A 17914-nucleotide genomic window follows, 5' to 3' on the forward strand; every position below is an offset into this window, starting at 1 on the left:
TGCGGGGCGTCCGCGGAGGCTGTGCTGGTACCACTGGAGGATGCGCCGTCTCCCCGTTCTGCTCCTGCTGCCGCTCGTCGGCGCGCTGCTCGCGGGCTGCAGCGCCGTCACCACCTCGACGATCGAGTACGAGGGAGGCGTCGTGACGGTCCCGCCGGCGGCTCCGGCACCCGCGTCGGTCGATCCCGCGCTGCTCGAGGACCCGGATGCGACGGCCGCGGCCCCCGTGCGCTTCCTGACCAGCCCGGAGTGGCTGACCGGCACCGCCGAGGGCAGTGGGATCCCGGAGCGCGCGCTGACCGCCTACGCGGGAGCCGCGCTGCTCACCTCCTCCGTCGATCCCGACTGCGGCCTCGACTGGGCGACCCTCGCCGGCATCGGCTACGTCGAGAGCAGGCACGGCACCATCTTCGGCAGCGCGCTCGGCGAGGACGGGCGCGCGGCCGAGCCGATCTACGGCCCGCGCCTGGACGGCACGGAGTTCGACCGGGTCGAGGACAACGACCGCGGGGCGCTGGACGGCGACCCGGAGGTCGACCGAGCGATGGGTCCGCTCCAGATCATCCCGGCGACCTGGATGCGCTGGGCCTCCAGCGGCTGGGATCCGCAGAACGTCGACCAGCAGGCGGTGACCGCCGCCCGCTACCTCTGCGAGGCCGGTGGCGACCTGTCGACGGAGTCGGGCTGGCGCGCGGCCATCGCGGCGTACAACCCCGCGACCAGCTACGCCGGCAAGGTGGCCGAGGCGGCGTCGCGCTACGCCGCGGCGGCCGAGTGACGCGTCCCCGCGCCGATTTCCGATCCGCCCGCCCCGCGGGTATCCTTTACCAGCGCCTTCGGTCGAGAGCACGACTCCCGGTCGGGTGCGCCACGGCGAGTTACCCTAGCGGCCAAAGGGATCTGACTGTAAATCAGACGGCGTAGCCTTCGGGGGTTCGAATCCCTCACTCGCCACACGCATCGCAGAACGCCCCGATCACCAGCAGGTGACCGGGGCGTTCCGCGTCCAGGGCCCCGTCTCCGGGGCCCGCGCTCTCAGCGCCGCAGGCGCAGCGTCACCAGCTGGAACGGCCGGAGCGACAGGGTCGCGCCGGATCCGGTGGCGGAGGAGACAGTCGCGTCGTCCTCGAGCGGGCGCTCCAGCAGGTCGGTCGCCACCACCGCCGAGACGGCGAAGTCGGCGGCCAGCTCGATCGTCGAGCGCAGGCCCAGCGCCTCGTAGAGCCGCACGATCACGTCGCCGCTGCCGTCCTCGGCGAGCTTGACCGCCTCCACGACGGCCGCGGGGAGGAGAGTGAGACGAGCGGAGCGAGCTCCTCCTCCGCCGCCCCGTCGACGAGGCGCTCGGGGAGGTTGATCCGGTAGCCGGCGGTCACCGCGTCCTGCGTGGTGGCCCCGACGACGACGCCGACGCGCAGACGGTGCTGCCCGCGGTCCTGCTGCGGGTCCGGGAACACGGCCGAGCGCAGCAGCGAGAGCCGCGCCACCGTGGTGCTGCCGCCGCCGCGGCGTGGCTGCCGGGTGACGTCGTAGCCGTAGGTCGAGTCGTTCGTGATCGCGACCCCGTACGCCCCTTCGCCGACGCGGATCCAGCGGTGCGCGCTGGTCTCGTAGCGGGCCGCGTCCCAGGACGTGTTCGCGTGCGTCGGCCGCTCGATGTGCCCGAACTGGATCTCGGAGGCGAACCGGTCGGCGTGCACGTCGACCGGGAACGCGAGCTTGAGGAGCTTCTGGCTCTCCTGCCAGTCGATGTCGACCGTGAGCCCGAGCTCGGCCGAGCCGGGCTCGAGCGTGATCGTCTCGACGAGGCGCGAGGAGGAGAAGGAGCGCTCGACGATCACCGAGACCCCGTCCTCACCCAGGCGCACGCCGTCGGCGGCGACCAGGTCGGTGACGTGCCGTCGGTAGTGGTGGTCGATGTCCCAGGCGTCCCACTTGTTCGGGGTGTCGCGGTGCAGCTGGAACACGCCCGCGCGCTCGCCCGGGGGCACAGCGTCCCGGCCCGTCGCGAGGTCGACCAGCTCGGCCAGCAGGCCGTCGGAGTCGACGCGGACGCGGATCCGCTCGTTCTCGAGCACGAACCCGCCGTCCTGCTCCTGCACCCGGAGTCGCGAGGGCGCGACCGCGGAGGACGTCGCGCCGAGCGCGGCGACGCCGGCGCGTGCATGCGGAGCGGCGTTGACGCGCAGCGCGTGCTCGCCCGTCCCCGCCAGCGCTCGAAGGGCCTCGGCGATGACGGCCTCCAGTCGCACGGCGATCGCCGCGTAGTTGCGCTCGGCGTCCTGGTGCACCCAGGCGATGGAGGAGCCGGGGAGGATGTCGTGGAACTGCTGCAGCAGCACGAGCTGCCAGAGCTCCCGCAGCTCCGCGGCCGGGTACTCGGAACCGGTGCGCACGGTCGCGGTGCTCGCCCACAGCTCCGCCTCGCGGAGGAGGTGCTCGCTGCGGCGGTTGCCCTGCTTGGTGCGCAGCTGGCTCGTGTAGACGCCGCGGTGCGACTCCAGGTAGAGCTCGCCGCTCCAGACCTCGGGCTGCGGGTACTCGGCCTCGGCCGCTTCGAAGAACGCGCGGGGCGACGAGTGCTCGACGCGCGGCGAGCCCTCGAGGGAGGTCGTGCGCGCGATGGTCGCGACCATCTCGCGGGTCGGGCCGCCGCCACCGTCGCCGTAGCCGTAGGGGAGGAGGGAGGCGGTGCTGCGGCCGTGGTCGGCGAAGTTGCGCTCGGCGTGGGCGAGGTCGGACGCGACGAGGTCGGAGTTGTACTTGTCGACCGGCGGGAAGTGGGTGAAGATCCGCGTGCCGTCGATGCCCTCCCAGTCGAAGGTGTGGTGCGGCATCGTGTTGGTCTCGTTCCACGAGATCTTCTGCGTGAGGAACCAGCGGGCCCCCGCGGCGCGGGCGATCTGCGGCAGGGCGCCGGAGTAGCCGAAGGAGTCGGGCAGCCAGACCTCCTCGCACTCCACGCCGAACTCCTCGAGGAAGAACTGCTTGCCGGCGACGAACTGGCGGGCCATCGCCTCGCCGCCCGGCAGATTGGTGTCGGACTCGACCCACATCCCGCCGACCGGCACGAACTGACCGGCCGCTACCTTCTCGCGGATCCGCTCGAACAGCTCCGGGTAGTGCTCCTTCATCCAGGCGAACTGCTGCGCGGACGAGCAGGCGAAGACGAAGTCGGGGTGCTCGTCCATCAGGGCGATGACGTTCGAGAAGGTGCGCGCGCACTTGCGGATCGTCTCGCGCACGGGCCAGAGCCAGGCGGAGTCGATGTGCGCGTGCCCGACGGCGTGCAGTCGGTGGGCGCTGGGGACGGCCGGGCTCGCGAGCACGCCCTCGAGGGCGCGGCGGCCGGCCGCGGCGGTTCCGGAGACGTCGGACGGGTCGACCGCGTCGGTCACCGCCTCGAGTGCGACGAGCAGCTCGGCGCGGCGGGGTGAGCCGACCACCAGCTCGTCCAGCAGTCCGCGCAGCACGCGCACGTCCTGCAGCAGCTCCCAGACGTCGACGTCGAGCAGTGCGACGTCGACGCGGCGCAGGACGTACTGCGGAGCGTCGCCGGCCGTCGCGAGATCGCCCACGGTGGTCGGGCGGAAGCTCCAGTCGCTGCCGACGTCGGGGTTCGCCGCGGCCTCGATCAGCACGTCGACCCGACCGTCCGCGTCGACCGCTCCGGCCGCCGTGCTGTTGAACGGCGAGATCGCCTTCACGATCACGCCGTCGGGTCGCCAGACGAGCGCCTCGGACTGGAAGCCCGACTGACCGCCGTCGAAGCCGAGGTCCACGACCAGCTCCGCTCGCACGCCCTCGGGCAGCGCGCCGTCGACGAGCCACTCGGCGGGCACCGAGCCCGACACCTTGAGCCAGAGCGTCGACCAGGGTCGGCCCCAGGCGGTTCCGGCCGAGAACGGAGCGTACTCGGCCGAGGCGGCCTCGGCGAAGGGCACAGGTTCGCCGGGTACCTGCCAGGCGAGGAGGTCCAGCGGAGCGGTGGCGCGGTGGACGGCGGGGAGCAGGCGCTCGCGGACGAAGCGGTCGACGCGCTCTTCGACGAGCAGGCGGCGGTCGTGCATGAGGGGATTCCTTCCGGAGGGAGCGGTCGGCCGGGCGCGGGCTCAGCCCTTGACGGCGCCGGCCAGCGCCGAGGCGCCGCCGAGACCGCGCTGGACGAGCACGTAGAGCGCCAGGACCGGCAGCGAGTAGACGAGGGAGTAGGCGGCGAGCTGGCCGTAGGCGACCGCGCCGTTCGCGCCGAAGAAGTTGAAGATGCTGACCGCGGCCGGCTGCTTGCCGGGGCTGAGCAGCAGCACGAAGGGGACGAAGAAGTTCCCCCACGCCTGGACGAAGGTGAAGATGAAGACCACCGCGATCCCGGGGCGCATCAGCGGGATGACGATGCGCACGAGCGTGGTCATCGACGAGGCGCCGTCCATCCAGGCGGCCTCCTCGAGGCTGATCGGCACCGAGTCCATGAAGTTCTTCAGCATCCAGATCGCGATCGGCAGCGACGAGGCGGTGAGGAAGAACACGGTGCCCATCAGCGAGTCGATCAGGTTGAGCTGCACGAACAGGCTGTAGACCGGCACCATCATCGCGGTGATCGGGAGGCAGGTGCCGAAGAGGATCCCGTAGAGGAACGGCTTGGTGATCCGCATCCGGTAGCGCGAGAGCGGGTAGGCCGCGAGCAGTCCGAGCACGACCGTGAGCAGCGCGGCGCCGCCCGAGAGCAGCACGCTGTTGCCCAGCGGCCCGAAGGTCAGCTCCGGGGTGAGGACGCTGCGGAAGTTCTCGAGGGTGACGACCGTGGGCAGCCGGACCGAGAGGGTCGGAGTCGCGTCGATGGAGGCGAGCACCAGCCACAGCAGCGGCAGGGCGAAGCACGCGCCGATGATCAGCAGCACGGTGTTCGAGAGAGTGCGCATCACGCGGTGCGAGGGGGCGGACATCGAGATCGACATGGTCAGTCCACTTCCGAGCGCAGCGCGCGCACGTAGAACACGGAGAAGATGCCGCCGACGAGCAGCATGATGGTGGCGATCGCGGTGCCGAAGCCGATCTGGCCGAACTTGAAGCGCCTCCTGGTAGGCGAGTAGCGGCAGGGTCGTCGCCGAGGTGCCGGGTCCGCCGCCGGTCATGACGTACACGAGCGTGAAGACCGAGAGGGTCTGCAGAGTCGTGATCATGGCGTTCGTCGCGATGGTGCGGCGGATCATCGGGATGGTGACGAACAGCAGTCGCTTCACTCCGCTGGCGCCGTCCATCTCGGCCGCCTCGGTGATCTCCGGCGGCACGTCGGCGAGAGCGGCGGAGTAGACGAGCATCGAGAACGCGGTGCCGCGCCAGATGTTCGCCACGATCACCGTGACCATCGGGAACACGTAGAGCCAGCTCGGGCCGCTGATCCCGAGCAGGGCGAGGATCGAGTTGGCCGTGCCCTCGTCGCGGAAGAACGCGTAGGAGGCGAAGGCCGCCACGATCTCGGGCAGGACCCACGCGGTCACGACGATCGTGCCGACGATGCTGCGGACGATCGGCCCGGAGGCCCGCATCAGCAGGGCGAGACCCAGGCCCAGCACGTTCTGCCCGATCACGGCCGAGCCGAGCACGAACACGACCGTCAGGATCACGGCGTGGGGGAAGTCCGGGTCCTGGAACAGGGCGACGTAGTTGTCGAAGCCGACGAACGAGTCCGCCGCGGCGGTGCTCCCCGAGAGGGAGGAGTCGGTGAAGGATCCCCAGAACGAGACGAGGATCGGCCCGAGCAGGAAGATCGCGAGGATCACCGTGGCGGGGCCGAGAGGCAGGGTGCGCAGGAGCGAGCGGCGGCGGTGCAGGGCCGCCGACCTCGCCCCTTCGCCGGTCGGCGGCCGGGAGCGGGTGGGCTCCCGGCCGTCGACCGGTCGCGCGGGTGCGCGGAGGGAGGGGTCACGCTACTCGGCTTCCGTCACGCCGTCGGCTCCGACGATGCCCTCGACGGCCTCGTCGTACGCGGCGGCGGCTTCGTCGACGCTCTGCTGCCCGGTCATCACGGACTCCATCGCGACGGTGATCGCGTTCGAGATCTGCCCGTAGTCCTCGGTCGCGGGGCGGAAGTGCGTGTTCGGCACGAGGCTCGAGAAGAACTCGAACGACGGGTTCGCGGCGGTGTACTCCGGGTCTTCGGCCACATCGGCGCGGACCGCGATCTGCGAGTTCGAGATCGCGTACGACTGGGAGTTGTCCTTGTTCAGCGCCGTGGTGAGGAAGTCGAAGGCGAGGTCGGGCGCCTTCGTGTTCGCGCCGATCGCGAGGGTCCAGCCGCCGGACATGCTGGTCGCGCCGGGGGCGTCGCCGAACTGGGTCGGCATCGGCGCCAGGGCGAGGGTCGAATCCCACTCGGGCCAGGGGCTGGAGCCGCCCTCGATCCAGGCACCGGACTGCCAGGAGCCGTCCAGGGCGATGGCGAGGGTGCTCGACGGCAGCCACTCCGCGGTCACGTTGGTGAAGATGTTGGGGTCGAGCGCCTGCTGCGGAGTCGGGCCGAGGCCGTCCTGGTAGACGTCGCCGATGAAGGAGAGGGAGTCGCGGAAGCCCTGGCTGCCCGTGATCCACTTCTTGGAGTCGGCGTCGTAGAGGGTGTCCTCGGTGCCGTAGAGCAGCATCTCGAGGCCCTGCATCGAGGCGGCCTCGCCGGCGGCCTTGCCGGAGTAGACGTTCAGCGGGATCACGTCGGGCAGCTCTGCCTTGATCGTCGCGGCGGTGTCGATCACGTCCTGCCAGGTCGCGGGCGCCCAGGGCGTCGCGATGCCGGCCTGCTCGAAGAGCTCGGTGTTGTACCAGAGGCCGCGGGTGTCGGTGCCGAGCGAGACCCCGTAGGTCTTGCCGTCCGGGCCGAGACCCGCCTGCTTGGCTCCGTCGGCGAACTGCGACCAGTCCTCCCACTCGGCGAGGCGGTCGTCCAGGGGCAGGAGGTAGCCGGCCGCGGCGTCGGACTGGATCTTGAAGGTGTCCTCGTACTGCACGTCGGGGGCGGTGGCCGCCGACTTGTTCATCAGCGCGAGCTTCGTGTAGTAGTCGGGGCCCTCGCCCTGGATCGGGACCAGCTCGATCGTGACGCCCTCGTGGGCGGCCTCGTACTGCTCCTTCGCATCCTCCATCAGCGTCTGCATCTGGGCGAAGGTGGCGGTGGTCTGGTAGGCCACCTTGATCGACTTCGGCTCCTCGCCTCCGGCGGAGGGAGTCGACGCCGAGCAGGCCGTGAGGCCCATCACGACGGTGAGTGCAGCGGCGGCGACCGCGACTCGACGGGACATGAAAGCTCCTTTGCTTCAGGGTCGCGACTGCGACCGGACGACCCCCGCCCCCGGGGGAGGGGCGAGGGTCGGAGCGTCCGCGCACGCGGGTCGGCTCCGGGGGCCGAGCGAGTTGTCCCACCGGCCTCCGGGCTATTTATAAATCGTCTTGAATAACTCTGTCAAGAGCGATGGCCAGGTGCAGAGCCGGGCGATGATGACGATCAGGTCTCGATGAGGAGCGACGCCGTCGCGGGCGTCAGCGCGCGGTCGAGGACCACGCAGGCGGCGCCGATCGCCGCGATGTCCTCGCCCAGCCGGGAGCTGCGCAGCTGGACGCGATGGGTCAGCATCGAGGCCGGGTCCTCGGCGAGGGCGGTGGCGACGACAGGCAGGACGGCGCCGGCCGCCCGCTCCCAGAAGGGTCCCGCCGAAGATCACGTGATCGAGATCGAGCAGCCCCGCGATGTTGAGCACGCCGCGGGCGATACGCTGCGCCGCGACGCGGACGATGGCGGCGGCGTCCTCGTCCTGGGCGTCGGCACGCTCGAGCAGGCGGCTGAACCCGGCGTCGACGGAGCTCGGATCGAGCACGTCGCGCGGAGGAGGCAGGATGCCGCGCTCGACGGCCTCCGCGACGAGCGCGCTCGGAGCGATGGAGTCGCCCAGGCAGCCGCGCCGCCCGCACCGGCACAGTGGCCCGTCCGGGTCCACGATCAGGTGGCCGATGTCGCCCGCATTGCTGCTGGCGCCGCGCACGATGGCGCCGTGCACGACCAGGCCCGCTCCGACTCCGGTGCCGTAGTAGAAGAGCAGGCCGTTCGCGCCCACGTCCTGGGTCGAGATCCAGGTCTCGGCCACCATCGCGGCCGTCACGTCCTTCTCGACGTGCACCGGGAGACCCGTCGAGGCCGACAGCGACTCTCCCAGCGGCACGTCGTGCCACCTCGAGCAGCGGCGGGTCGAAGATCCGGCCCTGCTCGGCGTCGAGCGGACCCGGGAAGGCGATGCCGACCCCCAGGACCCGCTCCCGATCCACGCCCGAGGTCTCGATGATGGCGGCGACCGAGGCGCTGAGGCGGGCGATGGTCTCCTCGGGGCGGATGCCGCGCGGGGTGCGCGTGCGGGCGTGGGCCACGGTGCGGCCTTCGAGGTCGAGCACCACGCAGGTGGTGACGGTGGGGTCGATGTGTAGCCCGATCGCGAAGCGCGCATCGGGTTCGAGCTGGAGGATCGTGCGCGGCTTGCCCGGGCCGGACCCGGATTTGCCGGCCTCCCGCACGAGTCCGTCCTGCAGGAGCCGCCGGGCGACGTTCGAGAGCGTCTGCGCCGAGAGCCCGGTCTGCGCGGCGAGCTCGATCCGGCTGATGCCGGCGGGCGCGCGGCGGATGAGCCCGAGGACGAGCGCCTGGTTGTAGCCGCCGAGCGCCGGGAGGTTCGTGCCCCGCTTCATCGCTGCTCGCGGGCCAGGAACCCGGCCAGCGACAGCGGCGGCCGCCCGGTGAGGCGCTCCACATCGTCCGAGACGTGCTCGAGCTGCCCCGCGGCGATCGCGGTGTACGTGCTCACCCAGGCGTCGACCTGCCAGTCGGGGGCGTTCCAGCGCTGCCGCGAGGCGTAGGCCTCCTCGAGCGTCTCGTCGACGAACACGGCGGGGCGGCCGGCGGCCGTCAGAGTGGCGGCCACCTCGTCGAGCGTCAGCGCCTCGGGCCCGGTGAGCTCGTAGCGCGCGTCGCGGTGCTCGTCGGGGGAGCGGAGGATCGCCGCGGCCGCGCGCGCCACGTCCTCGCGGGCGACGACCGCCGCGCGTCCCGTCCCCGCGGGCCCGCGGATCGCGCCGTCCTCGCCGAGCATGTCCGGCAGGAAATCGAGGTACAGCGCGTCGCGCAGGAAGGTCCAGCCCATGCCGGAGTCGCGGAGCGCGTCCTCCGTCGCGGCGTGGTCCCGCGCGAGGGTGAACACGGCGTCGTGCGCCGCTCCGGCGAACGAGGTGTAGACCACGTGCTCGACGCCCGCCTCCGCGGCGGCGGCGACGAGCGAGCGGTGCTCCGCCAGGCGGCGCTCGTTCTCGGACGCCGAGACCATCAGCAGCAGGCGGACGCCCACGAGCGAGGCGCCGGGCTCGGCGAAGGTCGAGCGCACCACCTGCGCCCCGGCGAGCTCCGGGGCGCGGGAGGGATCGCGGACCAGCAGTCGGAGGGGGAGGCCGGCGTCGGCGAGCTCGCGTGCGACGCGCCCGCCCACGGCTCCGGTGGCTCCAGTGATCGCGATCGGGATGCTCATGCCTCCATGATGGCGCGGTCCCTAGGCTGGGACCATGAGCGCCCACGCCTCCTCCTCGCCATCGCCCGCTCGATCGCCGTCGAGGCGGCGCACCTGGCCCGCCAGCGGCGGGAGTACGGCGTCGAGATCGCCGCGTCGAAGTCGTCGCCCGAGGACGTCGTCACTGCCGCCGACCGAGAGGTCGAGCAGCTGATCCGGCGCCGTCTCGCCGAGGCGCGGCCCGACGACGGCTTCCTGGGGGAGGAGTCGGGCGGCGGAGACGGCACGAGCGGACTCCACCTGGGTCGTCGATCCGATCGACGGCACGGTCAACTACCTCTACGGCATCCCCTCGTACGCGGTGAGCATCGCAGTGGTCGAGGGGGAGCCCGACCCGCGGACCTGGAGGGCGCTCGCCGGCGCCGTCGTGAACGGCGCGACCGGCGAGGTCTTCACGGCCGCCCTCGGCGAGGGCGCTCACCGCGACGGAGCGCCGCTGCGCGCCACCGCGCCCGCCTCGCTCTCGCTGGCGCTGGTCGGCACGGGCTTCGGCTACGACTCCGCGCGCCGGATGCGCCAGGGCGCGGTCGTGCAGGAGCTGCTCGGCGAGGTGCGCGACATCCGGCGCATCGGCTCCGCGGCGCTGGATCTCTGCTCCGTCGCCTCGGGGCAGCTGAACGCCTACTACGAGCGTGGACTGAACCCGTGGGACCAGGCGGCGGGCGTCCTGATCGCTCAGGAGGCCGGCGTGCGGGTCGCCGGCTTCGACGGCCGACCGGCGAGCTCCGACCTGCTGATCGCGGCTCCCGCCCCCTCTTCGACGAGCTGGAGCAGCTGCTGCGCCGACTGCGCGCCGACGAGGTGTGAGCGCTCTCTCGGGAGTGCTCAGGCGCAGGGTCGATGCATGCGTGCGAATGAGCGCGCAACGGAGCGATGCTGCGACCGGTGGATCACGCTCGGATCGTGCCTGGGCACCCGCCCCTCTGGTCGTATTCCGCAGTCCGTGGCATCCTTTATGAATTCGTGACATTCGCACAGGATGCGGTCACGGAGACCCGAGCAGTGCCCCGATCCCTGACGGAGCGCCCCTCGCCCGCCTGTCCCCGACGGAAGATCCCGATTTCGTGAGCCCCGATTCGCCCTCCCCCGCTGCGTCCGCATCGACCCTCGGCGAATCGCCCCTCCCCGGATCCACCCCGCCCCTGTCCCGGCGCGAGCTCCGCGAGCGCGAGCGCGCCGAGGCCCTCGCCGCCGAGGTCGCGGACGCGTCGGAGGCCCCGGCCCCGGTCGTGACCGACCTCCGCGAGGCCGAGCGCCGCGTCGCCGCCCTGCGCGCCGCCCCCGCTCCGGTCCCGGCTCCGCGCGTGACGCCGCTGCGCGCTCAGCGCCCCCGCGTCGGCGGCCTCGTCGCGATGTCGTTCGCGGCTGCGATCGTCGCCGCCACCTCGCTGCCCGCGACCTCGCTCCTCACCGCCGAGGACGTGCAGGCGCAGAACCTGACCGCGGCGATCGCCCCGGGCTCCTCCGTCCGCGAGGGCGCGCAGTCCTTCGTCGCCGGCGCGGTCGGCGCCGAGACCGTCGCCCGCGACTCCTTCGGAGTGCAGGAGCGCAAGACGCAGACGAACGTCGCCGCCATCGTGCGCACCTCCGACACCGGTTTCACGAACGACCAGAACGCGTCCATCCAGTGGCCCTTCGCGGTCGGCGTGCCGGTCGGCGACCGCTTCGGCTACCGCAACTGCGCGGGCTGCTCGGTCAACCACGGCGGCACCGACTTCAACCCCGGCAACGGCTCGCCGATCCAGGCGATCGCCGACGGAGTCGTGCGCACCGTCATCGACGGTGAGGGCTCGCTCGGCGTGCACGTCATCGTCGACCACGAGATCGACGGCGAGCTCGTCCCGAGCGTCTACGCGCACATGCAGCACGGCACCGCGGCCGTGAAGGAGGGCGACCCGGTGAAGGTCGGCCAGCTCCTCGGGCTCGTCGGCAGCACCGGCATGTCGACCGGCCCGCACCTGCACTTCGAGATCCGCATCGACGGCGTCACGAAGGTCGACTCGTACCTCTGGCTGAAGGCCAACGCCGGGCGCTGATCCGCCGGCACCTCACCCGCCGACCACGCCACCTGCCGACCGGAGCCGCGCGCTCGCCGCGGCCGAGGGGTGCGCGATCCGCAGGGCTCGCGCCGTCTGCAGGGGCGCGTACGGTCTGCAGGGCTCCGTACCATCTGCAGGGGTTCGCGGAGAGGGAGCGCGATCCTCCGCAGGAGCGCCCCCACACGGCCTCGGATCTCCTGCGGATCGAACGAGTGCCTGCAGATCGAACGTGCGCCTGCGGATCGAACGAGTGCCTGCAGATCGAACGAGTGCCTGCGGATCGGACCGTCTCCCGCGGAGGCCGGGGAGACGGCGAACCGGCCGGACGCCCGGCGACGCCCCTCGCGCCGCGTCAGCTCGTGCGGAGCCAGACCGTGCTGTCGCCCGGCAGCACGCGCTCTGCCAGGGCCTCCGACGCGAGCACGACCGCGCCCGCCGGCAGGTCCACCGGCTCCGCGCCCGTGTTCGCGATCACGGTGAGGCTCCCGGTGCGGAACGCGACGACCTCCTCAGGCCAGCCCTCGAGCCACTCGATCGTGCCCTCGCCGAGTCGCGAGGCGCGTCGCTCCGCGAGCAGGGCGCGGTAGAGCTCGTAGGTCGAGCCCTCCACTCCGCGCTGGGCGTCCCGGGCGAGGGGCGCCCAGTCGCCGGGCTGGGGAGCCAGGAGTCGCCGCTCGGGCTGAATCCGTAGGCGGGAGCCTCCGCCTCCCACGGCAGCGGGACGCGGCAGCCGTCGCGGCCGTAGCGCTCGCCCTTCGTGCGGAACCACGTCGGGTCCTGGCGCGATTCGTCGGGCAGATCGATCGCCTCCGGGAGGCCGAGCTCCTCGCCCTGGTAGACGTAGGCCGAGCCGGGGAGCGCGAGCATGAGCGCCGTCGCGGCGCGGGCGCGGCGCAGGCCCAGCACGGGGTCGGGCAGTCCGGCGCTCTTCGGGCCGATGCCGTAGCCCTGGGGGTTGTCCGCGGTGAGCGCGAGGCGGCTCGCGTGGCGCACGACGTCGTGGTTCGAGAGGACCCACGTCGACGGAGCACCGACCGCGGCGAAGGCGGTCAGCGAGGAGTCGATGATGTCGCGCAGCGCGGGTCCGGCCCACGGCGTCTCGAGGTAGGCGAAGTTGAAGGCCTGGTGCATCTCGTCGGGGCGCACCCAGCGCGCGAGCTTCGGCAGCGGCTGCACCCACGCCTCGGCGCAGAGCACGCGGTCGGCCGGGTACTCCGCGAGCAGCTCGTGCCAGTCGCGGTAGATCTCGTGCACGCCGTCCTGCGCCCAGTAGGGGGCGGTCTCGGGGTCCGCGTCGTCGGCGGGCGCGACTCCGCCCATCGATCCGCTGTCGGCGGGGGGCGTGTAGTCGGGCAGGCCCTCGGCCTTGATCATGCCGTGGGCCACGTCGACCCGGAACCCGTCGACGCCGCGGTCGAGCCAGAAGCGCAGGACCTCGCGGAAGCGCTCGCGCACCCACTCGTTCGTCCAGTCGAAGTCGGGCTGCGTGGTGTCGAAGAGGTGGAGGTACCACTGGCCGGCGGTGCCGTCGGGCTCGGTCACCCGGGTCCAGGCGGGGCCGCCGAAGACCGATTCCCAGTTGTTCGGCGGCAGCTCGCCGGTCTCGCCGCGGCCGTCGCGGAACAGGTAGCGCGCGCGCTCGGCGCTGCCCGCCGGCGCAGCGAGCGCCTCCTGGAACCAGCGGTGGGCGCTGGAGGAGTGGTTGGGCACGAGGTCGACGATGATGCGGATGCCCAGCGCGTGCGCGCGGGCGAGCATCGCGTCGAAGTCGGCGAGGGTGCCGAAGAGCGGATCGACGTCGCAGTAGTCGGCCACGTCGTAGCCGGCGTCCTTCTGCGGCGAGGTCATGAAGGGGAGAGCCAGATCGCGTCGACGCCCAGCTCGGCCAGGCTGTCGAGGCGGCCCGTGATGCCCGGGAGGTCGCCGATGCCGTCGCCGTCGGCGTCCGCGAAGGACCGCGGGTAGATCTGGTAGATGACGGCGGTGCGCCACCACTCCGCCCCGGGGTGCTCGGAGAGTCGGTGGGGAACACGACCGACTCGTCCGCGGGCGCGCCGGAAACAGTAGATTCGAGGGGCATGCGGCCAGGATAGAGCACCCCTCAGGGGCAGGCGGTGCACGACGTCGTAGGGTCGACGGGTGATGGACGAGACTCCCGACGAGGCCCGCGCCCGCCGCCGCAGGGCGCTGCTCTGGGTGGTGCCGCTGCTGGTGCTGCTGATCGGCGGCCTGCTCGCCGCGACGCTCGCCGTCGGCGGCTTCGCGGCGCGGACGATGACGGGGGCGCAGGGCGCCGCCGTGTCCGGAGCGGCTCTCCTGCGCTGAGCGGTCCTCGCCGGCTGCGGGAATCGACTCCGAACGGGGCTCTCGCCCGCTCCGGGAACCGTTCCGCGTCCACTCGAGCAGCCACGCGTCGGGGAGTCGGCCTCGGACGGGGTCCGCGCTCACTCCGAAGCCCGTTGCGCGTCCCCTCGTGCGGATGCCCGTGCGCGGGCCGACGCCGACCGGGCGCTCCCGACCGGACCCCGTTCCGCGTCCACTCGCGCAGCGCGACCGGTCTACGCCGTCGCGGCCGGTCCGTCCTCGTCCTCGGGCTGCGGGGCGCGCGAGGTGCCTGCCGCCTCCTCCGAGGTGTGCCCCGACTCCGGTCCCGTCGTCGTCCGGGCCTGCTCGTCGGCCCGCGAGACGGCCTCGGCGAGCTCGTCCGCCACGAGGTACCCCGTCGAGACGGCCTCGGCCCGGTACGCCGCGCGGCCCACCATGTGCGCCGAGACCGGCACGGTGAGCAGCTGGAACCCGATCACGAGGATGATCGTGCCGGCCGCGGCGAACCCCGGATTGCGGATCGCGACGGCCAGCATCACGCAGATGAGGCCGAGGACCTGCGGCTTGGTGCCCGCGTGCATCCGCGAGAGCAGGTCGTCGAACCGCATCAGGCCGACGGCGGCGATCAGCGACAGCGCCGCTCCGATGATCAGGAGCACGGCGGTGAGGATGTCGAGCACGGTGTCCACCTCAGTCCTCCTCGCGGTTGGCCATGAACTTGGCGACGCTGATCGAGCCGAAGACCGCGAAGAGCGCGAGCCCGAGGGCGACGGGCAGCGTGGTCGCGTGCTCGTTGACCGCCATGTCGGCGCCGAGGCCGCAGATGATCGTCGCGACGAGCACGTCGGCGGCGACCACGCGATCGAGCACGGAGGGGCCGATCAGGATGCGCACCAGCGCGAGCAGGCAGGCGATGCCGAAGAGGGGCACGAGGACCCAGACGAGCCAGTCGATCATCGCGTCGACCCCGCTGCCGCGTCGAGCGGCTCGCTCACCCGGGCGACGTCGTCCTTCGAGCCGATGGCCCGGACGATGCGCGCCTCGGTCCGCAGCACGGTGCGGCGCACCTCCTCGATGCGCTCGCCCTCGTCGTGGGTGACGCCGAGCACGTGCAGGTAGAGCACGTTCTGCTGCGGGTCGACGTCGATGACGAGCGAGCCGGGCACCAGCGAGACCGCCTCGGTGGTCCAGACGAGCATGCCCTCGGAGCGGCTGCGCAGGTGGACGGCGACGATCGCGTTGTGCACCGGGACGGGCAGGGTGAGGATCTGCCACGACACCCGCACGGAGGCGATCGCGATGTCGAGGGCGAGCCGCAGCAGGAAGAGCAGCACGAACCACGGGTTGATGCGGTTCGAGAACTCGACCGGCGGGAGGTAGAAGACCCGGGTGATCAGGAGGGCGATCAGGAAGCCCGAGGCGATCGAGAGCACCGAGACGTCGTCCCAGAGCAGCACCCAGATGCCGACGAGGGTCACGAACATCGCGACGCGGTTCCACACGTCGACGCGGCGGCGGGGGCTCATCGGGGGCCCTCCTCTCCGAAGGACGAGTCGCGGTACACGGTGGCGATGTAGGTCGACGGATCCGCGATGTCCCGCGCGGCGTGCGCGCTCGCGTCGTAGAGCGGACCGGCACCGAGGGTCAGCCCGACGCTCACGAGCACCATGCCGGCGGTCGCGAGGACCATCATCGGCGGCGAGTGCCGGGTGCGGACGGTGCCGGTGTCGTGCGGGTCCTCCTGCAGCTGGTCGATCAGCGGCGACTCGTAGCCGGGCACCTCCTCCTGCCGGCGCCAGAACGCCATGTTCCAGACGCGGGCCACCGCGTAGAGGGTGAGCAGCGAGGTGACGGCACCGGCGCCGATGACGGCCCAGATCAGCCAGGAGGGCTGGTCGACGGCCGACTCCGTGCCGGCCACGAACAGCCCGACCTTGCCGAGGAACCCGGTGAAGGGAGGGATGCCTCCGAGGTTCATCGCGGGGACGAAGTAGAGCAGGGCCAGCAGCGGCGAGGCCTTGAGCAGCCCGCCGAGCCGGAGGATCGACGTCGTCCCGCCCACGCGCTCGATCAGCCCCGTCGCGAGGAACAGGGTCGTCTGCACGGTGATGTGGTGGATGACGTAGAAGATCGTCGCGGCGTAGCCGGCCTCGGTCCCGATCGCGATGCCGAACACCATGTAGCCGATGTGCGAGACGAGCGTGAACGAGAGCATGCGCTTGATGTCGGCCTGCGCGACCGCGCCGAGGATCCCGACCACGAGCGTCAGCAGCGAGACCACGAGCAGCACCGCGCTGAGATCGTCTCCCGGGAAGAGCAGCGTCTCGGTGCGGATCAGCGCGTAGACGCCGACCTTGGTGAGCAGTCCCGCGAACACGGCGGTGACCGGAGCGGGCGCCGTCGGGTACGAGTCGGGGAGCCAGAACGACAGCGGGAACACGGCCGCCTTGATCCCGAAGCCCAGCAGCAGAACGACGTGCAGCACGAGCTGGACGTCGGCGGGGAGCTCGGCGATGCGTATCGAGAGCTGCGCCATGTTGACGGTGCCGGTCGCTCCGTAGAGGAGACTGATCGCCGAGAGGAAGAACACGCTCGAGACCAGGCTGACGACGACGTACGTCGTGCCCGCGCGGATGCGCGGCGCCGTGCCGCCGAGGGTGATCAGCACGTAGCTCGCGGCCAGCAGGATCTCGAAGCCGACGTAGAGGTTGAAGAGGTCCCCCGCGACGAACGCGTTGAGGATGCCCGCCGAGAGGATCAGGTAGGTCGGGTGGAAGATCGTGACCGGCGTCTCGCGGTTGCCGTCGACCAGGCCCTGGCCCACCGAGAACAGCAGGACGCCGAGCAGCGTGATCGACGTGATGACGAGCATCAGCGCGGCGAGCGGATCGACCACCAGCACGATGCCCCACGGCGGTTCCCAGCCGCCGACGTAGACGGCGCTGCCGCCGTCCTCGCCCGTGAGCACGAGCACCAGCAGCACGGAGGAGATCACCAGGACCGCCGACAGCGTGACGATGTTGACGAGGATCTGCGCCCTGCGGTGCCGGCCGAGGACGAGGGCGACCGCGGCTCCCAGCAGCGGCAGCGTGACGACGAGGGGGATCAGGACGTTCATCGATCCTCCTTCCTGTCGTCGCTCATCGAGCTCTCGCCGTGCCGGGCCGCCGTGCCCTCGTCGCTCGCCTCGAGCAGATCGTCGAGCGCCTTGTCGTCGGCGGTGGTCTGCGCCGAGATGCCCGCCGCATCGGCGCGCACCGAGGCGTCGGTCTCGTCGTCCTCCACCTGGTCGGCGTTGGCGAGGCGCCAGCGCCGGTAGATCATCGCGAGCAGGAACGCCGTGATGCCGAAGGTGATGACGATCGCGGTGAGGATCAGCGCCTGGGGGAGCGGATCGGCCATGCCCTCCGCGGTCTCCTCGTAGCCGCGCCCCTCGATCACGAACGGAGCGAAACCGGAGCGGCCCGCCATCAGCAGGATCAGGATGTTGGTCGCGTTGCCGATCAGGATGAAGCCGATCAGGATCCGCGTGAGGCTGCGCTCGAGCATCTGGTACACGCCGGCGGCGTACATCACGGCCATCACGGCGACGAGGACGAGGGTGGTGCTCATGCGTCGTCCCCCCGTCCCGGTCCGCCCACGACGGTGGAGCCGGTGGGGAGCTTCGTCTCGAGTCCGTCGACCGTGCCGGCGCCGGGGCCGGGGGTGCCGTCGGTCGAGTGGGTGACGCCGTCGCCCGATGGCGCGCCGTCCTCGGCCTCCTCGCCGTGGCGGTCGACCTCGCCGCCGAGGCTGCGGAGGATGTCGAGGGCGAGTCCGATCACGATGAGGTAGACCCCGATGTCGAAGAGGGTGGAGGTGCCCAGGTGCAGCTCGCCGAGCACCGGGAGGTACAGGTCGAGCCAGCCTCGCCTCGAGCACCTGGAGGCCGAAGAAGAGGGAGGACACCGCGGTGCCGAC

Annotated in this window: 13 protein-coding genes, 1 tRNA gene and 6 pseudogenes; 5 read left to right on the forward strand and 15 right to left on the reverse strand. The window is 71.9% G+C overall.

Features of this window, described 5'->3' with window-relative positions; translation table 11 throughout:
* The first annotated feature begins 40 nt into the window (after positions 1 to 40).
* The gene (locus AC0CII_RS21425; RefSeq protein ID WP_465226519.1) at positions 41 to 778 is read left to right on the forward strand and encodes a lysozyme family protein; all 738 of its coding nucleotides are present in this window, start codon (positions 41 to 43) and stop codon (positions 776 to 778) included.
* Between the two features lie 94 nt (positions 779 to 872).
* Positions 873 to 954: transfer RNA gene (locus AC0CII_RS21430), tRNA-Tyr, on the forward strand.
* An 81-nt stretch (positions 955 to 1035) separates the two neighbouring features.
* Here AC0CII_RS21430 and AC0CII_RS21435 read toward each other — a convergent pair.
* From AC0CII_RS21435 to AC0CII_RS21470, 8 genes and pseudogenes are all read right to left on the reverse strand, one after another.
* Positions 1036 to 4070: pseudogene (locus AC0CII_RS21435) on the reverse strand (alpha-mannosidase).
* 42 nt (positions 4071 to 4112) lie between these two features.
* Complete coding sequence (locus tag AC0CII_RS21440) at positions 4113 to 4943, reverse strand: carbohydrate ABC transporter permease (protein WP_465231048.1); 831 nt, start codon at positions 4941 to 4943, stop codon at positions 4113 to 4115.
* 14 nt (positions 4944 to 4957) lie between these two features.
* Positions 4958 to 5810, reverse strand: a pseudogene (locus AC0CII_RS21445) (carbohydrate ABC transporter permease).
* Positions 5811 to 5927: 117 nt separating this feature from the next.
* A complete protein-coding gene (locus AC0CII_RS21450; protein WP_465226515.1) occupies positions 5928 to 7289 on the reverse strand; it encodes an extracellular solute-binding protein in 1362 nt (453 codons plus the stop codon).
* A 203-nt stretch (positions 7290 to 7492) separates the two neighbouring features.
* Positions 7493 to 7621 (reverse strand): hypothetical protein, encoded by a 129-nt coding sequence (locus AC0CII_RS21455; protein WP_465230577.1) that lies wholly within the window; start codon positions 7619 to 7621, stop codon positions 7493 to 7495.
* Between the two features lie 124 nt (positions 7622 to 7745).
* Positions 7746 to 8483, reverse strand: a pseudogene (locus AC0CII_RS21460) (ROK family protein); the annotation flags it as partial.
* A gap of 121 nt (positions 8484 to 8604) precedes the next feature.
* A pseudogene (locus AC0CII_RS21465) lies at positions 8605 to 8721 on the reverse strand (hypothetical protein); the annotation flags it as partial.
* Complete coding sequence (locus AC0CII_RS21470; RefSeq protein ID WP_465226513.1) at positions 8718 to 9551, reverse strand: SDR family oxidoreductase; 834 nt, start codon at positions 9549 to 9551, stop codon at positions 8718 to 8720. The pseudogene AC0CII_RS21465 and the gene AC0CII_RS21470, both read right to left, overlap by 4 nt.
* Before the next feature lie 9 nt (positions 9552 to 9560).
* Here AC0CII_RS21470 and AC0CII_RS21475 point away from each other — a divergent pair.
* Positions 9561 to 10557: pseudogene (locus AC0CII_RS21475) on the forward strand (inositol monophosphatase family protein).
* A 97-nt stretch (positions 10558 to 10654) separates the two neighbouring features.
* Positions 10655 to 11626, forward strand: coding sequence for a M23 family metallopeptidase (locus AC0CII_RS21480; protein ID WP_465230578.1), 972 nt, complete (start codon positions 10655 to 10657; stop codon positions 11624 to 11626).
* A gap of 355 nt (positions 11627 to 11981) precedes the next feature.
* Here the strand turns inward: AC0CII_RS21480 and AC0CII_RS21485 are convergent.
* Positions 11982 to 13605: pseudogene (locus tag AC0CII_RS21485) on the reverse strand (glycoside hydrolase family 13 protein).
* Between the two features lie 163 nt (positions 13606 to 13768).
* Here AC0CII_RS21485 and AC0CII_RS21490 point away from each other — a divergent pair.
* Positions 13769 to 13954 carry a hypothetical protein gene (locus AC0CII_RS21490; RefSeq protein WP_465226509.1) on the forward strand — a complete coding sequence of 62 codons (186 nt, stop codon included), beginning with the start codon at positions 13769 to 13771 and terminating at the stop codon, positions 13952 to 13954.
* Between the two features lie 233 nt (positions 13955 to 14187).
* Here the strand turns inward: AC0CII_RS21490 and mnhG are convergent, their stop codons facing one another.
* From mnhG to AC0CII_RS21520, 6 genes are read right to left on the reverse strand one after another with little or no spacing between them, the layout of a single operon-like run.
* Entirely contained in the window at positions 14188 to 14643 is a 456-nt protein-coding gene (gene mnhG / locus AC0CII_RS21495; protein WP_465226508.1) for a monovalent cation/H(+) antiporter subunit G, read from the reverse strand.
* A 1-nt stretch (position 14644) separates the two neighbouring features.
* Complete coding sequence (locus tag AC0CII_RS21500; RefSeq protein ID WP_465226507.1) at positions 14645 to 14911, reverse strand: MrpF/PhaF family protein; 267 nt, start codon at positions 14909 to 14911, stop codon at positions 14645 to 14647.
* Positions 14908 to 15480 carry a Na+/H+ antiporter subunit E gene (locus tag AC0CII_RS21505; protein ID WP_465226506.1) on the reverse strand — a complete coding sequence of 191 codons (573 nt, stop codon included), beginning with the start codon at positions 15478 to 15480 and terminating at the stop codon, positions 14908 to 14910. Before AC0CII_RS21505 ends, AC0CII_RS21500 begins: the two co-directional genes overlap by 4 nt.
* Positions 15477 to 17072: a Na+/H+ antiporter subunit D gene (locus AC0CII_RS21510; protein WP_465226505.1), complete on the reverse strand. Its 1596-nt coding sequence runs from the start codon at positions 17070 to 17072 to the stop codon at positions 15477 to 15479. Before AC0CII_RS21510 ends, AC0CII_RS21505 begins: the two co-directional genes overlap by 4 nt.
* Positions 17069 to 17566, reverse strand: coding sequence for a Na(+)/H(+) antiporter subunit C (locus AC0CII_RS21515; RefSeq protein WP_465226504.1), 498 nt, complete (start codon positions 17564 to 17566; stop codon positions 17069 to 17071). The genes AC0CII_RS21510 and AC0CII_RS21515 overlap by 4 nt, the downstream gene beginning before the upstream one ends.
* Positions 17563 to 17838, reverse strand: a complete 276-nt coding sequence (locus AC0CII_RS21520) for a hypothetical protein (RefSeq protein ID WP_465231049.1) — start codon at positions 17836 to 17838, stop codon at positions 17563 to 17565. The genes AC0CII_RS21515 and AC0CII_RS21520 overlap by 4 nt, the downstream gene beginning before the upstream one ends.
* Between the last annotated feature and the right edge of the window lie 76 nt (positions 17839 to 17914).

Source organism: Rathayibacter sp. AC182 (assembly GCF_979253875.1).